Origin of the sequence: Butyrivibrio sp. CB08, from assembly GCF_003625485.1 — a bacterium.
Classification (GTDB): Bacteria; Bacillota; Clostridia; order Lachnospirales; family Lachnospiraceae; genus Butyrivibrio.
Map to the genome: position 1 here is coordinate 36,171 of NZ_RAIR01000002.1, position 17,143 is coordinate 53,313.

Here is a 17,143-nt window from a genome sequence, read left to right on the forward strand (position 1 = left end):
TTTTTGTGTAAAAATACTATCAAACTGCCAGATCTGAGCCTGTAAGGAGCTTGTAAGCCTCAAGATATTTGGCAATAGTCTTATCGATAACATCCTGAGGAAGATCGTAGTTGCAATCAGGATTAGCCTTTAAGTAATCACGAACGAACTGCTTGTCAAAGGAAGGCTGACCATGTCCTGGCTCATAGCCTTCTACTGGCCAGAAACGTGAACTGTCAGGAGTAAGCATCTCATCAGCAAGAACTACCTCACCATTCTCATCGACACCAAACTCAAACTTGGTATCAGCGATGATGATGCCCTTTGTAAGAGCGTAGTCAGCGCACTTCTTGTAAAGAGCGATTGTGTAGTCCCTGATCTTCTCAGCGTAATCTCTGCCCTTTCCAGGGAACTCTTTTTCAAGAACCTCTATGCTTCTGTCGAAGTCGATGTTCTCATCGTGATCGCCAATCTCAGCCTTGGTGCTTGGTGTGTAGATTGGCTGTGGAAGCTTGTCGCATTCCTTAAGTCCCTCAGGGAGCTTAATTCCGCAAACTGTTCCGTTTTCCTTGTAGCTGTTCCAGCCGCTACCAGTGATATATCCGCGAACGATACATTCAACGGGGATCATGGTGAGCTTTTTGCAGAGCATGCTGTTGCCAGTAAACTGTGGCTGTCTGAAGAACTCTGGCATATCTGCTGTGTCAACACTTACCATGTGGTTCTTAACAATATCCTTGGTATAATCGAACCAAAATCTGGACATCTGAGTGAGAACTGCGCCCTTCTTGGTTACCTTGTTCTTAAGGATAACATCAAAGGCTGAAATTCTGTCTGTAGCCACCATAATGAGGTTCTCACCTACATCATAGATCTCTCTTACTTTACCTTCTTTTACTGGTCTGTACTCCTGCATATTCGCTCCTCCTTGTATTGCATTATAGCAATTTATCAATCGTCCTCTTCTTCGTCAGCTGCAGCGGTATATACTGTACGCTTTCTAGCCATCTCATCACTTTCAAGATACTCATCATATGTGGATCTCTTATCAACAAGAGTTCCGTCTGGAAGTATCTCCATGATTCTGTTGGCTGTGGTCTGTACAACCTGGTGGTCACGGCATGCGAACAGCTCTACACCTGGGAATTTGATCATTCCATCGTTGAGGGCTGAAATTGATTCCATATCAAGGTGGTTCGTAGGCTCGTCAAAGATGAGGCAGTTAGCGCCGCTTATCATCATCTTGGAGAGCATGCAACGTACCTTTTCTCCTCCGGAAAGAACCTTAACCTTCTTGATTCCGTCCTCTCCTGCGAAGAGCATACGTCCAAGGAAGCCTCTTACATAGGTAGCATCCTTGATCTCTGAGTAGCCTGTAAGCCACTCTGTTATATTGTAATCGTTGTCAAATTCTCTTGTATTGTCCTTAGGGAAGTAAGCCTGGGATGTTGTTACGCCCCACTTGTAAGTTCCCTCGTCTGGCTCGATCTCTCCCATCAGGATCTGGAAAAGAGTTGTCTTAGCCAGCTCATTGCCTCCTACAAAGGCAATCTTGTCGTCATGCTGAACAACAAATGAAATGTTATCAAGTACCTTCTCGCCGTTTACAGTCTTGGAGATTCCATCAACTGTGAGGACTTCGTTACCAATCTCTCTCTCAGGTCTGAAGTCGATGTATGGGTACTTTCTGCTTGATGGCTTAATCGTATCAAGCTCGATCTTCTCAAGGGCTCTCTTTCTTGAAGTAGCCTGCTTACTCTTACTTGCGTTAGCGGAGAATCTTGCAATGAACTCTTTAAGTTCCTTGATCTGCTCCTCTTTCTTTTTATTGGCTTCCTTCATCTGGCGGATCATCAGCTGACTTGACTCATACCAGAAGTCGTAGTTACCAGCATAGAGCTGGATCTTGCCATAATCGATATCTGCAATGTATGTACATACCTTATTAAGGAAGTAACGGTCATGGGATACAACGATGACTGTGTTGTCGAAGTTGATAAGGAACTCCTCAAGCCATGCGATAGCATCAAGATCCAAGTGGTTGGTAGGCTCGTCCAGAAGAAGGATGTCAGGATTACCAAAAAGTGCTCTTGCAAGCAGAACCTTGACCTTCTGTGCGCCGTCCAGTTCCTTCATATATTTGTGGTGGAACTCTGTCTCGATTCCAAGGCCGTTAAGAAGGCTCTCTGCATCTGACTCAGCTTCCCATCCGTTCATCTCAGCGAATTCAGCCTCAAGTTCGCTGGCTCTGATGCCATCTTCGTCGGTGAAATCCTCTTTTGCATAGATCTCATCCTTTTCCTTCATGACCTCAAAGAGCCTTGCGTTACCACCCATTACTGTGTCGAGAACAACGTCCTCGTCATACTTGAAGTGGTCCTGCTCCAGGAAGGAAAGTCTCTCGCCATCGGAAATAACTACGTCTCCGTTTGTGGTCTCGATCTTACCTGAAAGGATCTTAAGGAATGTTGACTTACCTGCGCCGTTGGCACCGATGATACCGTAGCAGTTACCAGGTGTGAACTTGATATTTACATCTTCAAAAAGAGCTTTTTTACCAACTCTTAAAGTTACATTATTTGCACTGATCATTTAAAAAACCTCATTAATATAAAACTACTCTTTGCAACAGTTCGTATTATATTGGATAGACAAATAAAATGCAATGTCTTTGCACAAAAAAGACAGCAGGTATACTTGCCTGCTGTCCACAAAACACACTATCGTCAAACAGAATATTTTTCTACGAATTCATTCATAGGAAGAGGCTTGGAATAATAATATCCCTGGAGATAGTCACAGCCAACCTTAGTCATAACTGCAGCCATATCCTCATCCTCTATTCCTTCTGCTGTGACACCAAAACCCATGTGCTTAAAGGCCTGTATCATACTTGGAAGAATATCGTCAGGCTCTCTGAAGTAATCCCTGACAATGCTCATATCAAGTTTGACATTTATAAATGGACATTTCTTGAGTCTGGCAATGTTGGAATAGCCTGTTCCATAGTCATCAAGTACGAACTGGAAGCCTTTATTCTTCATGCTCTCGATCTGTCTGTGCAGGAACCCATCATCAATAAGGGATTCTTCTGTGATCTCTAAATAGATCATTCCAGGATCGATATCATATTTCTTCATTATGGAAGCATATCTGTCTGCCAGATCAGTCTTTAAGAACTGTACAGGGGACAGATTGACGTTTATCCTGGATAGTCCCATCTTATTAATGTCATTGTCCTTAATAAACTGGCAGGTCTTTACAAACACCTGCTCACCAAGCTGATTTATCTTACCATTGGCCTCAGCTATAGGAATAAATAGTCCCGGAGGAATGAGCTTTCCTTCGTCGTCTCTTATTCTGCAAAGAGCCTCTGCACTTATGAGCCCTCCACTTTCTGCCTTTACAAGAGGCTGAAGGAACACCTCTACTTTGTCCCTTTCAACTGCAGTTTCAAGGAACCTCTTAAGGGCCATCTCATCCTCTTTTTCCCTGAGCTCTTCCTCTGAAAATACCAGTATATCACTGGAAGACCGGGTCTCAACTTTGTTAAAAGCTACGGTCAGAGTATTAAGAAGAACATCTAATGCGACTTTTTCTCCCACATCAATGAAGGCAAAGCCTGGTTCAAGATACAGCTCGACTCCCTCTTCTTTCCAGGGCGCTACAAACCTGCTGCGTATCTGCTCTACATAATTTTGATAATCCATATCGTTGCTTCCAAGAAGCAGGAATCTTCCATTTCTATAATAGAAGGTGCTTAACTCCTTAAAGTTTCTTGTCAGATACTGGCTGATAAGGATAAGTCCATCATCTATCTGCTGTCCGCCATATATATCCCGCATCTCGTGATAATTCTTGATCACAACGCAAAGTACTGAAAAGTGCTCCCTTCCGATCCTCTCTTCAATCAAATCCCTGAAAGCTGCGCTGTTAAATACAGCACCTCTTGTTTCCAGATAGAACTCAGGATTCTCAGTGGCAAGGTATATTATCAGAATGGCTATAAGACAGAAGGTGTCCATAAGCAGAAGGTGTGGCATAAGTCTTCTTAAGATAATGCCCACAGTCAAAACTGCAACAAAATAAAATACTGCCCAGTAGTGACGTCTTCTCTTTATCCTGTACTTAAATCTGTACAGGATTATATAGCACAATATCATATAGTAGGCATAAACAAAATAGATAATGTTGTAAAGCGGACCGCTTTCATAGAAGCCCTTGCGAACTGAATAGATAAGCCCTGTAAACGGACTTGTAATACTCAAAAGAAAACCAACTCCAAAAGGTATATTGATTATAAGAGTTTTTACATCGTTCTTTTCCGGAATCAGCTTGAAATAGCTGGCAATAAAATAAAACATAGCCAGTGCCCTTGCGAAGAAAAGCGCAAAGTAACTGGCATTTAAATAATCCACTAAAACAAGTGGCAAAATACTTATATTGTCATCCGCCCAACTTGAAAAAATGTCCGCGCTTATTACAAGACTCTCAACAATGAGAATCATGACATAGAAAATGTTCTTCCTAAGTGCGAGCCTTGGAAGCGAAAAGTAAAAGCATAGCACTATGAAAATAATTATACAGCTGGGAATCGCAAAGCCATAATCCCACATATTCCGTCCTCTGACTAAACATGGTGTGCGATTTTTAGTTATAATTATTGTCACATATCAATAATGCAAAAGCTATTAAAATTGTGTTAAATCTATTAAAGCTCTTTCTTTATCGCAGTAAGAAGGTCGTTATACTCTTCAAATGCAGGAAGTTCAGGGTAATCAGCCTTAATCTTGTCTGTGGATCTAAATAAAAATCCTGCCTTTGAAGCCTGAATCATTCCAAGATCGTTGTAGCTGTCTCCACTGGCTATAGTCTCATAGCCAATAGACTGAAGAGCCTTAACAGTTGTGAGCTTGGAGTTTTCTATTCTCATCTTAAAGCCTGTGATCTCGCCGCTGTCTGCAACCTCAAGGGAGTTACAAAAGATTGTTGGCCAGCCAAGCTTCTCCATAAGAGGAGTTGCAAACTGTGTAAATGTATCACTTATGATGATGACCTGGGTAAGACTTCTAAGTTCATCCAAAAACTCTTTTGCCCCAGGAAGAGGATCGATCTTAGCGATAGTATCCTGAATCTCTTTAAGTCCAAGGCCATGCTCCTTAAGAATTCCAAGTCTCCATCTCATGAGCTTGTCATAGTCAGGTTCGTCCCTGGTTGTTCTCTTAAGCTCAGGAATTCCACTGGCCTCAGAAAATGCAATCCATATCTCTGGAACAAGAACGCCTTCAAGATCTAAACATACTATATTCATAACGATTCTCCTCTAAATAGTTTTATTCGCTCGGATTAGTTTAGCACATTAAAGTAATAGAGACAACCTCAAAGCTGTAATTTAATCAATTGCCCCAAGAATAAACTCAGCAAGTCCATCGTGATCGTTGTCCAAAGTTGTGATAACATCAGCGCTTTCTTTTACGATATCTGTTCCATTTATCATGGCGATTCCGCAGCCTGCAGCCTGTATCATGGAAATGTCGTTCTGTTCATCCCCTGCTGCATAGGTATCTTTTATATCAACCCCGATCATATCAGCAAGTCTCTTTACTGCACTGCCCTTTCCCGCATCTGATGGGAATATCTCAAGGTAGTATGGATTTGAGTAAAGGGTGGTGAGCTTATCTCCAACCATGGTCTCAAGGGCCACCCTGAATCTCTCTTGCTTTTCATGGTCATGAAGCTCTATTGCGATCATCTTTGACGGTGGCTCTTTTACATCCTTAAGGACATCCGTTGTAATAAGAAGCGGGGTCTTGATAACACGCCTGTAGTAGGTCATACATTCATTGTCATGCCTTGATACTATGTGGTCTTCGTTATAAGTGTGGCAGTGAACGTCGTACTCCTCAGCCAGGTCCAGGATCTTTGGCACAAGCTCCAGGGGCACTCCGGTCTTAAACAGGTATCTGTCCTCATCAACGCTGTAGATCTCTGTTCCGTTGGAGCCGCAGAGGTAGCTTCCCTTAAAGTCCAGGTGCAGTCCCTTATATACTGCCTTGGCGCTGTCTATGGCACGGCCTGTATTTATGCAAAAAGAGTTCCCGGCGTCCGTAAATCTCTGAAGGGCGTCAAGGGTCTTTAATGATATCTTCTTATCTGTAGTAAGAAGGGTTCCATCAAGATCAAAGAAAAAGATTTTTTTACCCATTTAAGTTCTCCTGTCAGTCAAAAAATAAGAGAGTCTGAAATACTCATCAGACTCTCTAACCATATCACATTTATACTGGCTAAATCTATAGCCTTATCCTGCTAATATCAACCCTCTACGATAAGGTATCTGCCATCTCCAATATCAAATACTTCGTCAGCATCAAGAACATTGCCACCTTCAGTGTCAACGCCTGTCTCCTCGAAGTACTCCTCAACCTCATCAACTCCGTCTACGACAACAGCCATGCAATCCTCAAGGAATGCCTCAGCTTCCTCCATATTCTCAGCTACATTTTCCGGGAACAACTGACCCTGATTTTCCAAAAAACATCTAAGAACCGCTTCATCGTATTCGTGCATATTAACCTCCAACAAGATCAAAGAAGATTGTGGTTTTTAAGCTCCTGGTAAAGCCTTGCTACTGGAAGTCCCATTACATTGTAGTAGTCGCCTTCGATGCCGGTGATGTACTTTGCAAACAGTCCCTGGATCCCGTAGGCTCCAGCCTTATCAAGGGGTTCTCCTGACGCCACGTAGGATGCAACTTCCTCCTGTGTCATCTCTGCCACGTGAACCCTTGTCTGTTCACTAAAGGTGAAGGACTCCTCTTTTCCATCCCTGTTATAAAAACAGGTAACTCCGGAAAAGACATCGTGGTCTCTTCCCGACAACATGGAAACCATCCTTGCTGCATCATCTTCATCTGCAGGCTTACCAAGTATCTTATGATTATATGATACAACGGTGTCTGAACCGATTACAACAAGTTGGTCCGCTGTATCGGTTAAATTTTTATGAAATATTTCCGAAGCTTTCTGAAATGAAAGCTCCTCTACAATTTCCGCCGGAAGCTCTTTTGTTGCATTCTCCTCTCCCGTAGCAGGAATTATCTCAAAGTCCGGAACGACCTTCGCAAGGAGCTCCTTTCTCCTTGGGGATCCGGATGCAAGTATGTATCTCATCAGTCTTTCTCCAAATTGTATTATGTCTTGGCATCAGGGTTCATCTCAGGGATGAAAACTCTGCTACTGCCAGCGTCAAACTTTTTCGCTGCACTGACAGCCTCCTGCCCAAATATCTTCTGGGAGTTGACTTTTTCTCCATCAGAAGCAGTTTTCTTGACATAGATTCCCTTGCTGTTCATGACATGAGCCTTCTCTGTGTCCTTAAGCTCAGTATCCAGAATGTTCCACATCTTCTCCTTAAGCCTCTTGTCTTCAACAGGGAAAAGAATCTCAACCCTTCGCTCAAGGTTTCTTGGCATCCAGTCAGCACTGCTTGCGTAAAACTCGGGGCTTCCGCCATTTTCAAAATAGAAGATCCTGCTGTGCTCTAAGTAGTTACCAACAATTGATCTTACTGTGATGTTCTCACTTACCCCTGGAATACCGGTTCTAAGGCAGCATATTCCGCGAACTATAAGGTCAATCTTAACTCCGGCGCTGCTTGCCTTGTAAAGCTCCGCAATTACATCCTTGTGGCAGATGGCATTCATCTTGGCAACGATCCTTGCACTCTCTCCTGCCCTGGCATGCTCTGCTTCTCTTCTGATAAGATCGATTATCCTGTCCTTGAGCCAGAGCGGAGCAAGGGAAAGCTTGTTCCATCCAAGGGGCTCTGAATAACCAGAGAGCATGTTAAATACAGCAGTTGCATCCTCACCGATTGCAGGAGCACAGGTAAAGAGACCAACATCCGTGTACTGCTTGGCTGTTGAATCATTGTAGTTACCGGTTCCAAGATGGACATAGCGCATGATGCCATCTTCCTGGCGCCTTACAACCAGAGTTATCTTACAGTGGGTCTTAAGTCCAACAAGACCGTAGATTACGTGGCAGCCCGCTTTCTCAAGCATCTTGGCCCAGACGATATTGTTTTCCTCGTCGAATCTTGCCTTAAGTTCTACGAGAACCGTTACCTGCTTGCCATTGTCAGCAGCCTTGGCAAGAGCTGCAATGATAGGTGAATTACCACTTACTCGGTAGAGAGTCTGCTTGATGGCAAGAACATTAGGATCTACAGCAGCTGTCTCAACAAACTTAACAACGTTCTCAAAGGTCTGATATGGGTGATGCATCAGTATGTCGCCCCTCTGGATGACATCAAAGATGTTCTCACCACCCTCAAACTCTGGAACTGGCTGAGGTTCTGCATAGCTGTGCTCTTTAAGATGCTCAAAGCCTTCAAGCTTGTACATCTTAAACAGGAATGTAAGGTCCAAAGGACCATCGATCATGTATATCTCATTATCTTCAACAGAAAGCTCTTTTGCTATGAACTTAAGGAGCTTCTTGTCGATACCCTTTGGAACTTCAAGCCTTATTGCCTGGCCCCATTGACGACGCTTGATCTGCTTTTCAATCTCTTTTAACAGATCCTCCGCCTCGTCCTCGTCTATGGAAAGGTCGGCGTTTCGTCCAACCCTGTAGGAAGCGCTGGTAATGATATCATAATTAAGGAAAAGCTTTTGCATGTTCCTCTTGATGATCTGCTCAAGGAGCATGATCTTGCGAGGGCATATTCCGTTATCCTCACATGGGATCTCTAAAACTCTTGGAAGAACATCTGGTACCTGAACCGTTGCAAAGTCAACGTCATCCTTGCCCTCCTTCTTTTTAAGAAGAGCTCCGATGTTAAGGGACTTGTTCCTGATAAGTGGGAACGGCCTTGATGAATCCACCGCCATAGGTGTAAGAACAGGATAGACATACTCATCAAAGTATCTGTCCACGTACTCAAGGTCTGTGGCAGAAAGATCACTTCCGTCTGTTATCTTAAGTCCGTTTTCCAAAAGCGCAGGAATAAGCTGCTTGTTGTAGATCTGGTACTGCTTGTCCACAAACTTATGGACCTCAGTAAGAACTGCATCAAGCTGTTCTATAGGAGTCATTCCCGCTATGTCCGGCTTTTTATAGTCAGCGTTTATCATATCCTTAAGGGACGCAACCCTGACCATAAAGAACTCATCCAGGTTACTTGCTGAGATGCTAAGGAACTTAAGCCTCTCAAACAAAGGATTGCTCTCATCCTCTGCCTCAAAGCGAACCCTCTCGTTGAACTGAAGCCAGCTGAGCTCTCTGTTCATATAAAGCTCTGGTTTTTCAAAATCTGTGGATTTCTTATCCTTTACCATCTTATCCCCTCTAAATTACATCATCTTCTTTTGCTTGATAACCGGTTTGATTCCAAATACCTCTTCGAAGAAGTCAGCCCTGTTTGTGAAAAGACCTTTCTCCAGGGTAATGTCATCTCTGGTATCGATGTTGATGATAAGCTCTCTGTCCTTGACTGTGACCTTGACGTCCTTGAACTTCTGCTTGTGGGTCCTGTCAAGGCTGTTGGCAACCCTTAGGATCGCTGTGAGCTTTGCCACAATCAGATAGTCCTCATAGGAGAACCCTTCAAGATACGGACTTCCCTCTCCGTAGTGGTCAAAGAGCTCGTGGTTGTATCTTACGACGTTTGCCACTATGCTCCTCTCCTTGTGGGACAGTCCTATGATCTCAGTAGACATGATTATGTTAAAAGAGCAGTCTCCAAGGTTTATCATGCTGATATATTTGCCACAGTCATGAAGCATTGTAGCTACCTGCAGAAGGAGCCTTTCTCTCTTTGAAAGGCCATGGATCTTCCTGGTGTTGTCAAAGATCTCTGATGCGATCTTCCACAGTGTCTCGCGCCTTGACTTACTTCCCATGTAGCGCTTTGAAATATTCTGAGCGCAGGAAATAATGTCGTGTTCGAAGTTATGTGGAGACTTGATGAAGTTCTTTTTCTCGGCGTACTCATAGGCGATGCCGTCGCATAAGGTTACGCCCGGAGCCCAGAGATTCTCGGCCTTGGTGATCTCAAGGATACACTTGATGAGGATTGATGATACGTAAAGGAGTGGGATGTTTTCCTCAGGCATTCCAAACATCTTGGCAACGTCTGTTGCATTGACGCCATTGGCCTTATCAAGGAATCCATAGTACTCCTGCCTTGTGGCGAATCCCTCCATGCCCTGCTCAGGCTTAAGCCTTCTGATGACGGGGCTCACATAGTCATCGATAATTATAAGATTCTCAACCTTCCTGTCCTTAAGGTACATCTTGGAAAAGACAGCCAGCTGGGAATTGACAAGCTCTGAAATGAGCTCAAAATATCTGTGTCTTGTGGCGTGGACCGTCTGCATGATTGCATGAAGACGAAGAACACCGGTCTTAAGGTTCTGTGTGGCGATGAGGGCATCCTTCTCAAAGAGAGATATCTGGATACTTCCTCCGCCAATATCGATAATAGCTGTAGGGCGCTTGATTACTTCCTGGAACTGCTCGTTTTTAAGAGCGATGGATTTATAATCAAGAAACCTCTGCTCAGAGTTACTTAGAACATCGATCTGGATATGTGTTCTCTGCCTTATGAGCTCCTGAAGGACAACAATATCCCTGGTCTCTCTGATGGCACTGGTTCCGTAGGCCTTGTAGTGGGTTGCTCCGTAAGATTTCATGATCTGCCTGAATTCACCAAGGATCTTGATCATCTCATCTACGTGCCTTGAGCCGATCTTGCCGGTGGCATAAGTCTCAGAGCCCAGATCCATTCTGTGCCTTACATGATCCAGCTCTTTTACCCCGCGCTTATCTGACAGCTCAAAGATCTTAAGAGCCATCTCGTATGAACCAACATCAATTGCAGCAAATACTTCTCCAGTCATATTCGCTCCTTTTATAGTTAGTAATTGCCAAGGATCTTCATCATCTTAGCTTCTTCACGAAGTCCTCTGAGTGCATTCTTAACACTACTGTCCTCAAGATTGCCGTCGAAGTCGATAAAGAATCTGTACTCCCAGTTCCTGTCCTCAATAGGTCTTGACTCGATCTTGGTCATGTTGAGGTTGTTGTAGATAAAGTGTGACATTATATGGTACAAAGCTCCAGCCTCGTGAGGAATCTCAAGGCAAAGGCTGACCTTTTTAGCACCTTCCAGAAATACCTTCTGGGTTGTAACAACGATAAACCTTGTGGAGTTGGACTCCGCCTGGTTGATACCTTCCTTAATGATATCAAGGCCGTAAACTAGCGCCGCTCTCTCGCTGGCAATGGCAGCCTGGGTGATATCTCCGTCCTCAGCTACCTTCTTGGCAGCAAATGCATTGTTCTTCATGCTGACCTGATTGATGGACGCATGGTCTGCAAGGAATCTCTGAGACTGCATAAGGGACTGGGGATGAGAATAAACTGTCTTGATATCCTCAAGCTTAGCGCCCTTAACCCCCATGAGGCAGTGTTTGATATCGATGATCTGCTCTCCAACAATGTAGCACTCGTACTCTGTAAGAAGGTCGTAAACCTCGCTTACGATGCCCGCTGTGGAGTTTTCGATAGGAAGAACTGCATAATCTGCGTTGCCATCCTCAAGGGCTCCAAAGGCATCTCTGAAGGTTCCCACATGGAATGCATTGGCTGTAGGTCCAAAGAACTTAACTGTAGCCGCCTCAGAATAGGCCCCTTCTGCTCCCTGATAGCATACTCTTGCCTTGTCCTTTTCAAGACTCTTTATAGGTATGAAGGGAAGTCTAAGTGACGCTCCCTCCTGTGCAAGCTTTTGGTACTGGAGCTTACGGCTCATGGACATGATCTGGGAAAAGAGCTCCTCAATTCCGATACTGTTAAACTCAGAGTGGGTGAGACTTTTTACCGTCTGGATCTTCTCTTTTTCCCTTTCCTTATCAAATACCTTGCGGCCGTTGGCTATCTTGTAATCCGCGATCTCTGAAGAGACCTTCATCCTCTCCTCATAAAGTTCTACAAGCTTGGCATCTATCTCATCAATCTCTTTTCGAAGCTCTGACAAATCCATTTACTGCGCGTCTCCTTAACTCTTGTCTTTGTATTAAATGATAAACGAAATATTTCTTGATAGCAAGAAGTGACGCGGATATAATGGTTATTGGAGGAATGAAATGAACAGGAAATTTATCGTGTTTTTAATCATCATACTTCTTGCTTGTGCCGGGTTTGGTACCTACTATTTCCTGGATAAGAGAGTTCCCCTTAATCCCAATGCTGTTGGCAATTCAGCCGGCAATCTCCACAACAATGGTTTATTCTTCGAGATGAACGACAAGGTTTATTTCGCCAATTCTTCAGATAATAACTGTCTCTATGTAATGAACTCAGATGAGACCAAAGCCAAGAGACTTACAACCATGGGTGCCAAGTACATCAACGGTGCTGATGGCTTCGTATATTTCTATATGGATTCCACCTCCAAGTCCTCAAAGGTTAAGGGCCTTGGAGCTTCCACCAATCAGTTTGGTATCTACAGATGCAAGGCCGACGGCAGCAACCAGACATGTCTTCTAAGAGACTTCTGCGGAGAGCTTCAGCTGTGCGGCGAGTATCTTTATTTCCAGTTAAAATCAGGCGGCGGATCTCTTAACAAGATGAAGGTCAACAAAACCGATCTGACTCAGGTTACTGATGAACTGGTTTCTCCATTTTGTTATGACAATGGTTATATTTTCTTTACCGGTGTAAGTCAGGACCACAATCTCCATTATCTTGATACAAGATCCGGAGACATTCAGAACACATTTTTAGATGGCAACTATTTCTTTCCTGTAATTCAGGATGGTTATATATACTATATGAACGGTGATTCCAATTACAGCATCTGGAGAGCAAGTCTTTCAACTGGGGAAAAAGAGCTGGTGACCTCCGACAGAGCTGATTGCTTTACAATGGATCGCAATTATATTTACTATTCATTTTCCAATGCAGATGCTCCTTCCCTTAGAAGATGTAACCTTGACGGTTCAGACAGGGTGATACTTTTTAATGGCGTAACCAACAGCCTCAACTTAACATCAAAATATCTCTATTTCAAAGTTTTCGGAGATGATACTCTTACATACCACATGCCACTTGATGGCTCAGCAGCACCATCTCCATTTATAGTCAGTTCCAAGTAGTTTATAGGCGCGTATTCTTAGTTTAAGGATACGCGCTTACATTAAGTATAAAAATATTTAGAAAGATGGGAGAACGTATGGAAAAACTAAGACACATGATGAACCCTCTGGATTTCTCAGTGGAGGAACTGGAGAACCTCTTTGATCTGGCAGGGGATATCGAAAGAGATCTGCCCGGCTTTTCACACAAGTGTGACGGCAAGATCCTTGCAACCTGCTTCTATGAGCCAAGTACAAGAACCAGGCTCTCTTTTGAAACAGCAATGATCCGCCTGGGGGGACAGGTAATCGGATTTGCTGATGCAAACTCCTCTTCTGCAGCCAAGGGAGAAAGCGTTGCAGATACAATAAGGGTTATCTCCTGCTTTGCAGATATCTGCGCCATGAGACATCCCAAGGAAGGTGCTCCAATGGTAGCTGCTTCCAAGTCAACAATCCCTGTTATCAATGCAGGTGATGGTGGTCATCAGCACCCAACCCAGACCCTTACAGACCTTCTTACCATCAGGTCTCTGTATGGCAGCCTTAAGAATTTTACCATCGGTCTTTGCGGCGATCTTAAGTTTGGTCGAACAGTCCACTCTCTTATCAACGCCCTTAGCCGCTACGAAGGCATCCGTTTCATCTTTATCTCCCCTAAGGAGCTCAAGGTTCCTGACTACATAACAGAGATGCTTCGTCAAAAGAACATTCCATACGAAGAAGTAATAAAGCTCGAAGAAGTTATGCCTCAGCTGGATTTCCTGTATATGACAAGAGTTCAGAAGGAACGTTTCTTCAACGAGGAAGACTACATAAGACTTCGCAATTTCTATATCCTGGATAAAGAGAAAATGGCTCTGGCAAAAGAAAAGATGTTCATCCTCCATCCTCTCCCAAGGGTAAACGAGATTTCTGTAGAAATAGACGATGATCCAAGAGCCGCATACTTTAAGCAGGTTCAATACGGTATGTACGTTAGAATGGCTCTGATACTGACACTACTTGGGATCAAATAATAAGGAGAAGCGATTATGTTAAATATTGGAAAAATCGAAGAAGGCTTCGTTCTGGATCACATCCAGGCTGGAAAGAGCATGCAGATATACAGACACCTTGGTCTTGATAAGCTTGACTCAACCGTAGCTATCATCAAGAATGCCAAGAGTAAGGCCATGGGCAAAAAAGATATCCTCAAAGTCGAGTGTGATATCAACTCCCTGGACCTTGACGTCCTTGCGTTTGTCGACCACAACATCACAGTAAACGTAATCAAGGACGGAGAGATCATTGAAAAGAGATCCCTGGTTCTGCCTAAGCAGATAACAGGAGTCATCAAGTGTCACAACCCTAGATGTATCTCCTCCATCGAGCAGGAGCTTCCTCAGATCTTCTATCTTGCAGATGAGGAAAGAGAGATCTACCGCTGCAAGTACTGCGACGAGAAATACTCAGAGGGCGATGCAAATAACCTGTAAATAAAATAATAAGGCTTGGGCGATTGCCCAAGCCTTTTAAAATGCACATTATTTATTTGATGTATCCGTTTTGTCTGGCGTAGATATCATCGCGGTTCTTCTCCCGGCGCTTCTCCTCACCACGGAGCATTTCCTGCATGTAAGGGTTGTCATTGGCTCCCCCTACAGAAAGCGGCCTCGTCTCATTGTTGATGTAGATATCTTTCGAAGATTTTCCAAACATATCCATGTACCCCCTTATGAGATTTTTGGGCGTGCGCCATGCTCGAAGAACACAGCTAGCCATATATAATTAAGCGAGGATTACTCCGCTACGCTCTCGTAATCCTCAAACACCATTCGGAATCCGCACTATCGTGCTACTTCCTCACGGTGTTTGTTCGTAAAATAAATAAAATGCACAGCTATCCTGTAAACAGGAGCTGTGCATTTATTTACTTTACTCGCTTAATATCCGAACTCCTGTGCCCAGTACCAGTTTCCACCGTCATCCTGGAATACAGCGATACCAACAGTCTTGTATCCACCATCCATAATGTTAGCCTTATGTGTTGGTGAATTCATCCATGCTGTGTAAACACTGTCAGCTGAGCTGTAAAGCTTAGCAAGGTTCTCACCATACTGAACATTACTGTCTACTGTCCAGAAAGCTGAACCATCAGGTCTTGTATGTGAGAATGATGATCTGCACTCCTGTGCACGTACTCTAGCTGCATCTGTAAGTGGCTCACTCCATGCAAGTGTTGCAAGGCCCTGAGCTGCTCTTGTCTGGTTCATCATGTTAAATACTGCAGTACAAGCATCAACTGCAGCCTGTGTTGATGAAGCAGATCCTGCAAGTGCGATAGCCTGGTTATCAATCCAGATCTCGCCTGCACCTTCTTCAATTCCTCTGGTAGCAGCCTGATCATCGATAACAGCTTCCTTAGTAGCTCCACACGCAACAAGTGTGAATGTAAGAACAGCTGTAAGAGCAACTGCTACTATTCTTTTCACCTTTAACTTCTTCATAACTCTTACTCCTATACACTAATAACGTACTTCTGGTAATCCCATAATCCTACTTATATATTAGCTTAATTAATTCATCTATTCAACAACACATTCACTAAAAAACACTAAAATGTAATAGATTTTTTCATTTTCAAGTGAAATTAATGAAATTATGTTTTATTTATCCCCAAGCCTTGATTCGAACAGTTGTTCTTGATATGCTATAAATATGGATAATAACCATGTTTATGACTACGACAAGTACATATTTCACATCGATGTCAACTCCGCCTTTCTTTCCTGGTCTGCACTCAAGCAGCTGCGGGATGATCCAGGCAGCGTGGACCTTCGCACCATACCCTCTGCGGTAGGTGGCGATGTCAAAAAAAGACATGGAATCATAACTGCCAAGTCAATTCCAGCCAAAAAATACGGAATTGTCACAGGAGAGCCTGTTGTTAAGGCCCTGGAGAAGTGCCCGTCTCTTGTTCTGGTCCAGTCCGATTTTGCGACCTACAGAGAATACTCTGGTGCCTTTATCGCCATTTTAAACAAGTACTCTCCTCTTGTCCAGCAGATGTCCATAGATGAAGCCTTTGTTGATATTTCAGGCCTTAGAGAGATCTACAGTTACCTTGAAACTGAGGATGAGCCATTTCCAATCTGCCTTGCCCGTAAGATCAAGGATGAGATCAGGGATACCCTTGGCTTTACTGTAAATGTTGGCATTTCCTGTAACAAGCTCCTTGCCAAAATGGCCAGCGACTTTCAGAAGCCCGACAGGATACACACTCTTTTCCCAGAGGAAGTGCCTGACAAGATGTGGCCTCTTCCTATTGGAGACCTCTTTGGCTGTGGCAAGTCCACTGCTGCAAGGCTCCAGTCCATTGGTATCAGAACTATTGGGGATGCAGCCCAGTCAGATCCCGAGGTACTAATCTCCTTCCTTGGACCAAATGGCGGAAGCTATATATATCAGAGTGCCAATGGATATGGCAGCTCCGAGGTTCACGACGACTACGAAGATGCCAAGAGCTACTCCAATGAAACTACGTTAAAGAACGACCTGACTTCAGATAACTATGATAAAGATATAGTTCCTGTACTTAAATATCTCTCAGAGAAGGTTTCAAAGCGTCTTAAGGCAGATAAGGTCTACGGACGCACCATAACAGTCTCTGTTAAAACAGGAAGCTTTAAGCGCCACTCAGCCCAGCTCCAACTTGAGAGCTCCATCTGCGATGAACAGAGGATCTACAGATATTCCAAGGAGTTGTCAGATAAACTCCTTCTCGGAGACGATGGTCTTTTTATGAAGGGCGAGACCATAAGACTGGTGGGCGTTGGACTTACCAAATTGGACGACGGCTCCTACCAGCAGCTAAGTCTCTTTGACGAGAGCATGATTACCCCTCCTGGCAATGATGCATCTCTTTTCCCCTCTCCTATAGAAAGAGAACGTCAAAAGAAACTGGATGCCATGACTGAGAAGCTACAAAAAGAGTTTGGCAAAGACATAATCAAAAAAGGACACTTATGAACCGTCTGTAGT

16 protein-coding genes are annotated in these 17,143 nt (G+C 43.8%); 4 read left to right on the plus strand and 12 right to left on the minus strand.

Annotation, left to right across the window (positions count from 1 at the left end):
- Positions 1-19 precede the first annotated feature (19 nt).
- The 10 genes from D6855_RS03800 to pheA form a co-directional block, all read right to left on the minus strand.
- Positions 20-895: a phosphoribosylaminoimidazolesuccinocarboxamide synthase gene (locus D6855_RS03800; RefSeq protein WP_120738238.1), complete on the minus strand. Its 876-nt coding sequence runs from the start codon at positions 893-895 to the stop codon at positions 20-22.
- 35 nt (positions 896-930) lie between these two features.
- Positions 931-2,571, minus strand: a complete 1,641-nt coding sequence (locus D6855_RS03805) for an ABC-F family ATP-binding cassette domain-containing protein (protein WP_120738240.1) — start codon at positions 2,569-2,571, stop codon at positions 931-933.
- Between the two features lie 134 nt (positions 2,572-2,705).
- Positions 2,706-4,595 carry an EAL domain-containing protein gene (locus tag D6855_RS03810; RefSeq protein WP_120738241.1) on the minus strand — a complete coding sequence of 630 codons (1,890 nt, stop codon included), beginning with the start codon at positions 4,593-4,595 and terminating at the stop codon, positions 2,706-2,708.
- A gap of 95 nt (positions 4,596-4,690) precedes the next feature.
- Positions 4,691-5,290, minus strand: coding sequence for a bifunctional phosphoserine phosphatase/homoserine phosphotransferase ThrH (gene thrH, locus D6855_RS03815; RefSeq protein WP_120738243.1), 600 nt, complete (start codon positions 5,288-5,290; stop codon positions 4,691-4,693).
- A gap of 81 nt (positions 5,291-5,371) precedes the next feature.
- Positions 5,372-6,184, minus strand: a complete 813-nt coding sequence (locus tag D6855_RS03820; RefSeq protein WP_120738245.1) for a Cof-type HAD-IIB family hydrolase — start codon at positions 6,182-6,184, stop codon at positions 5,372-5,374.
- A 107-nt stretch (positions 6,185-6,291) separates the two neighbouring features.
- Entirely contained in the window at positions 6,292-6,546 is a 255-nt protein-coding gene (locus tag D6855_RS03825; protein WP_120738247.1) for a glyoxalase, read from the minus strand.
- 17 nt (positions 6,547-6,563) lie between these two features.
- On the minus strand, positions 6,564-7,151 hold the full coding sequence (locus D6855_RS03830) for a Maf family protein (RefSeq protein ID WP_120738249.1): 588 nt from the start codon (positions 7,149-7,151) through the stop codon (positions 6,564-6,566).
- Positions 7,152-7,168: 17 nt separating this feature from the next.
- Complete coding sequence (locus D6855_RS03835) at positions 7,169-9,319, minus strand: RNA degradosome polyphosphate kinase (RefSeq protein ID WP_120738251.1); 2,151 nt, start codon at positions 9,317-9,319, stop codon at positions 7,169-7,171.
- Positions 9,320-9,334: 15 nt separating this feature from the next.
- Positions 9,335-10,882 carry a Ppx/GppA phosphatase family protein gene (locus D6855_RS03840; RefSeq protein WP_120738253.1) on the minus strand — a complete coding sequence of 516 codons (1,548 nt, stop codon included), beginning with the start codon at positions 10,880-10,882 and terminating at the stop codon, positions 9,335-9,337.
- A 17-nt stretch (positions 10,883-10,899) separates the two neighbouring features.
- The gene (gene pheA, locus D6855_RS03845) at positions 10,900-12,027 is read right to left on the minus strand and encodes a prephenate dehydratase (protein ID WP_120738255.1); all 1,128 of its coding nucleotides are present in this window, start codon (positions 12,025-12,027) and stop codon (positions 10,900-10,902) included.
- Positions 12,028-12,130: 103 nt separating this feature from the next.
- On the opposite strand from pheA, the gene D6855_RS03850 reads away from it, so the two are divergent.
- The 3 genes from D6855_RS03850 to D6855_RS03860 all read left to right on the plus strand — a co-directional run bounded on the left by D6855_RS03850 (position 12,131) and on the right by D6855_RS03860 (position 14,598).
- Positions 12,131-13,141, plus strand: a complete 1,011-nt coding sequence (locus tag D6855_RS03850) for a DUF5050 domain-containing protein (RefSeq protein ID WP_120738257.1) — start codon at positions 12,131-12,133, stop codon at positions 13,139-13,141.
- A 77-nt stretch (positions 13,142-13,218) separates the two neighbouring features.
- On the plus strand, positions 13,219-14,139 hold the full coding sequence (pyrB, locus tag D6855_RS03855) for an aspartate carbamoyltransferase (RefSeq protein ID WP_120738259.1): 921 nt from the start codon (positions 13,219-13,221) through the stop codon (positions 14,137-14,139).
- 15 nt (positions 14,140-14,154) lie between these two features.
- Positions 14,155-14,598, plus strand: a complete 444-nt coding sequence (locus D6855_RS03860; protein WP_120738261.1) for an aspartate carbamoyltransferase regulatory subunit — start codon at positions 14,155-14,157, stop codon at positions 14,596-14,598.
- Positions 14,599-14,650: 52 nt separating this feature from the next.
- Here D6855_RS03860 and D6855_RS16680 read toward each other — a convergent pair whose 3' ends face one another.
- On the minus strand, positions 14,651-14,821 hold the full coding sequence (locus D6855_RS16680; protein ID WP_158589460.1) for a hypothetical protein: 171 nt from the start codon (positions 14,819-14,821) through the stop codon (positions 14,651-14,653).
- 224 nt (positions 14,822-15,045) lie between these two features.
- Complete coding sequence (locus D6855_RS03865) at positions 15,046-15,609, minus strand: CAP domain-containing protein (RefSeq protein WP_120738263.1); 564 nt, start codon at positions 15,607-15,609, stop codon at positions 15,046-15,048.
- A 211-nt stretch (positions 15,610-15,820) separates the two neighbouring features.
- On the opposite strand from D6855_RS03865, the gene D6855_RS03870 reads away from it, so the two are divergent.
- The gene (locus tag D6855_RS03870; RefSeq protein ID WP_120738265.1) at positions 15,821-17,131 is read left to right on the plus strand and encodes a DNA polymerase Y family protein; all 1,311 of its coding nucleotides are present in this window, start codon (positions 15,821-15,823) and stop codon (positions 17,129-17,131) included.
- Positions 17,132-17,143: the final 12 nt, after the last annotated feature.

Coding starts and splice junctions, on each gene's coding strand:
- D6855_RS03800 (WP_120738238.1), bottom strand. CDS start 895: ATGCAGGAGTACAGACCAGTAAAAGAAGGTAAAGTAAGAGAGATCTAT.
- D6855_RS03805 (WP_120738240.1), bottom strand. CDS start 2,571: ATGATCAGTGCAAATAATGTAACTTTAAGAGTTGGTAAAAAAGCTCTT.
- D6855_RS03810 (WP_120738241.1), bottom strand. CDS start 4,595: ATGTGGGATTATGGCTTTGCGATTCCCAGCTGTATAATTATTTTCATA.
- thrH (WP_120738243.1), bottom strand. CDS start 5,290: ATGAATATAGTATGTTTAGATCTTGAAGGCGTTCTTGTTCCAGAGATA.
- D6855_RS03820 (WP_120738245.1), bottom strand. CDS start 6,184: ATGGGTAAAAAAATCTTTTTCTTTGATCTTGATGGAACCCTTCTTACT.
- D6855_RS03825 (WP_120738247.1), bottom strand. CDS start 6,546: ATGCACGAATACGATGAAGCGGTTCTTAGATGTTTTTTGGAAAATCAG.
- D6855_RS03835 (WP_120738251.1), bottom strand. CDS start 9,319: ATGGTAAAGGATAAGAAATCCACAGATTTTGAAAAACCAGAGCTTTAT.
- D6855_RS03840 (WP_120738253.1), bottom strand. CDS start 10,882: ATGACTGGAGAAGTATTTGCTGCAATTGATGTTGGTTCATACGAGATG.
- pheA (WP_120738255.1), bottom strand. CDS start 12,027: ATGGATTTGTCAGAGCTTCGAAAAGAGATTGATGAGATAGATGCCAAG.
- D6855_RS03850 (WP_120738257.1), top strand. CDS start 12,131: ATGAACAGGAAATTTATCGTGTTTTTAATCATCATACTTCTTGCTTGT.
- pyrB (WP_120738259.1), top strand. CDS start 13,219: ATGGAAAAACTAAGACACATGATGAACCCTCTGGATTTCTCAGTGGAG.
- D6855_RS03860 (WP_120738261.1), top strand. CDS start 14,155: ATGTTAAATATTGGAAAAATCGAAGAAGGCTTCGTTCTGGATCACATC.
- D6855_RS16680 (WP_158589460.1), bottom strand. CDS start 14,821: ATGTTTGGAAAATCTTCGAAAGATATCTACATCAACAATGAGACGAGG.
- D6855_RS03865 (WP_120738263.1), bottom strand. CDS start 15,609: ATGAAGAAGTTAAAGGTGAAAAGAATAGTAGCAGTTGCTCTTACAGCT.
- D6855_RS03870 (WP_120738265.1), top strand. CDS start 15,821: ATGGATAATAACCATGTTTATGACTACGACAAGTACATATTTCACATC.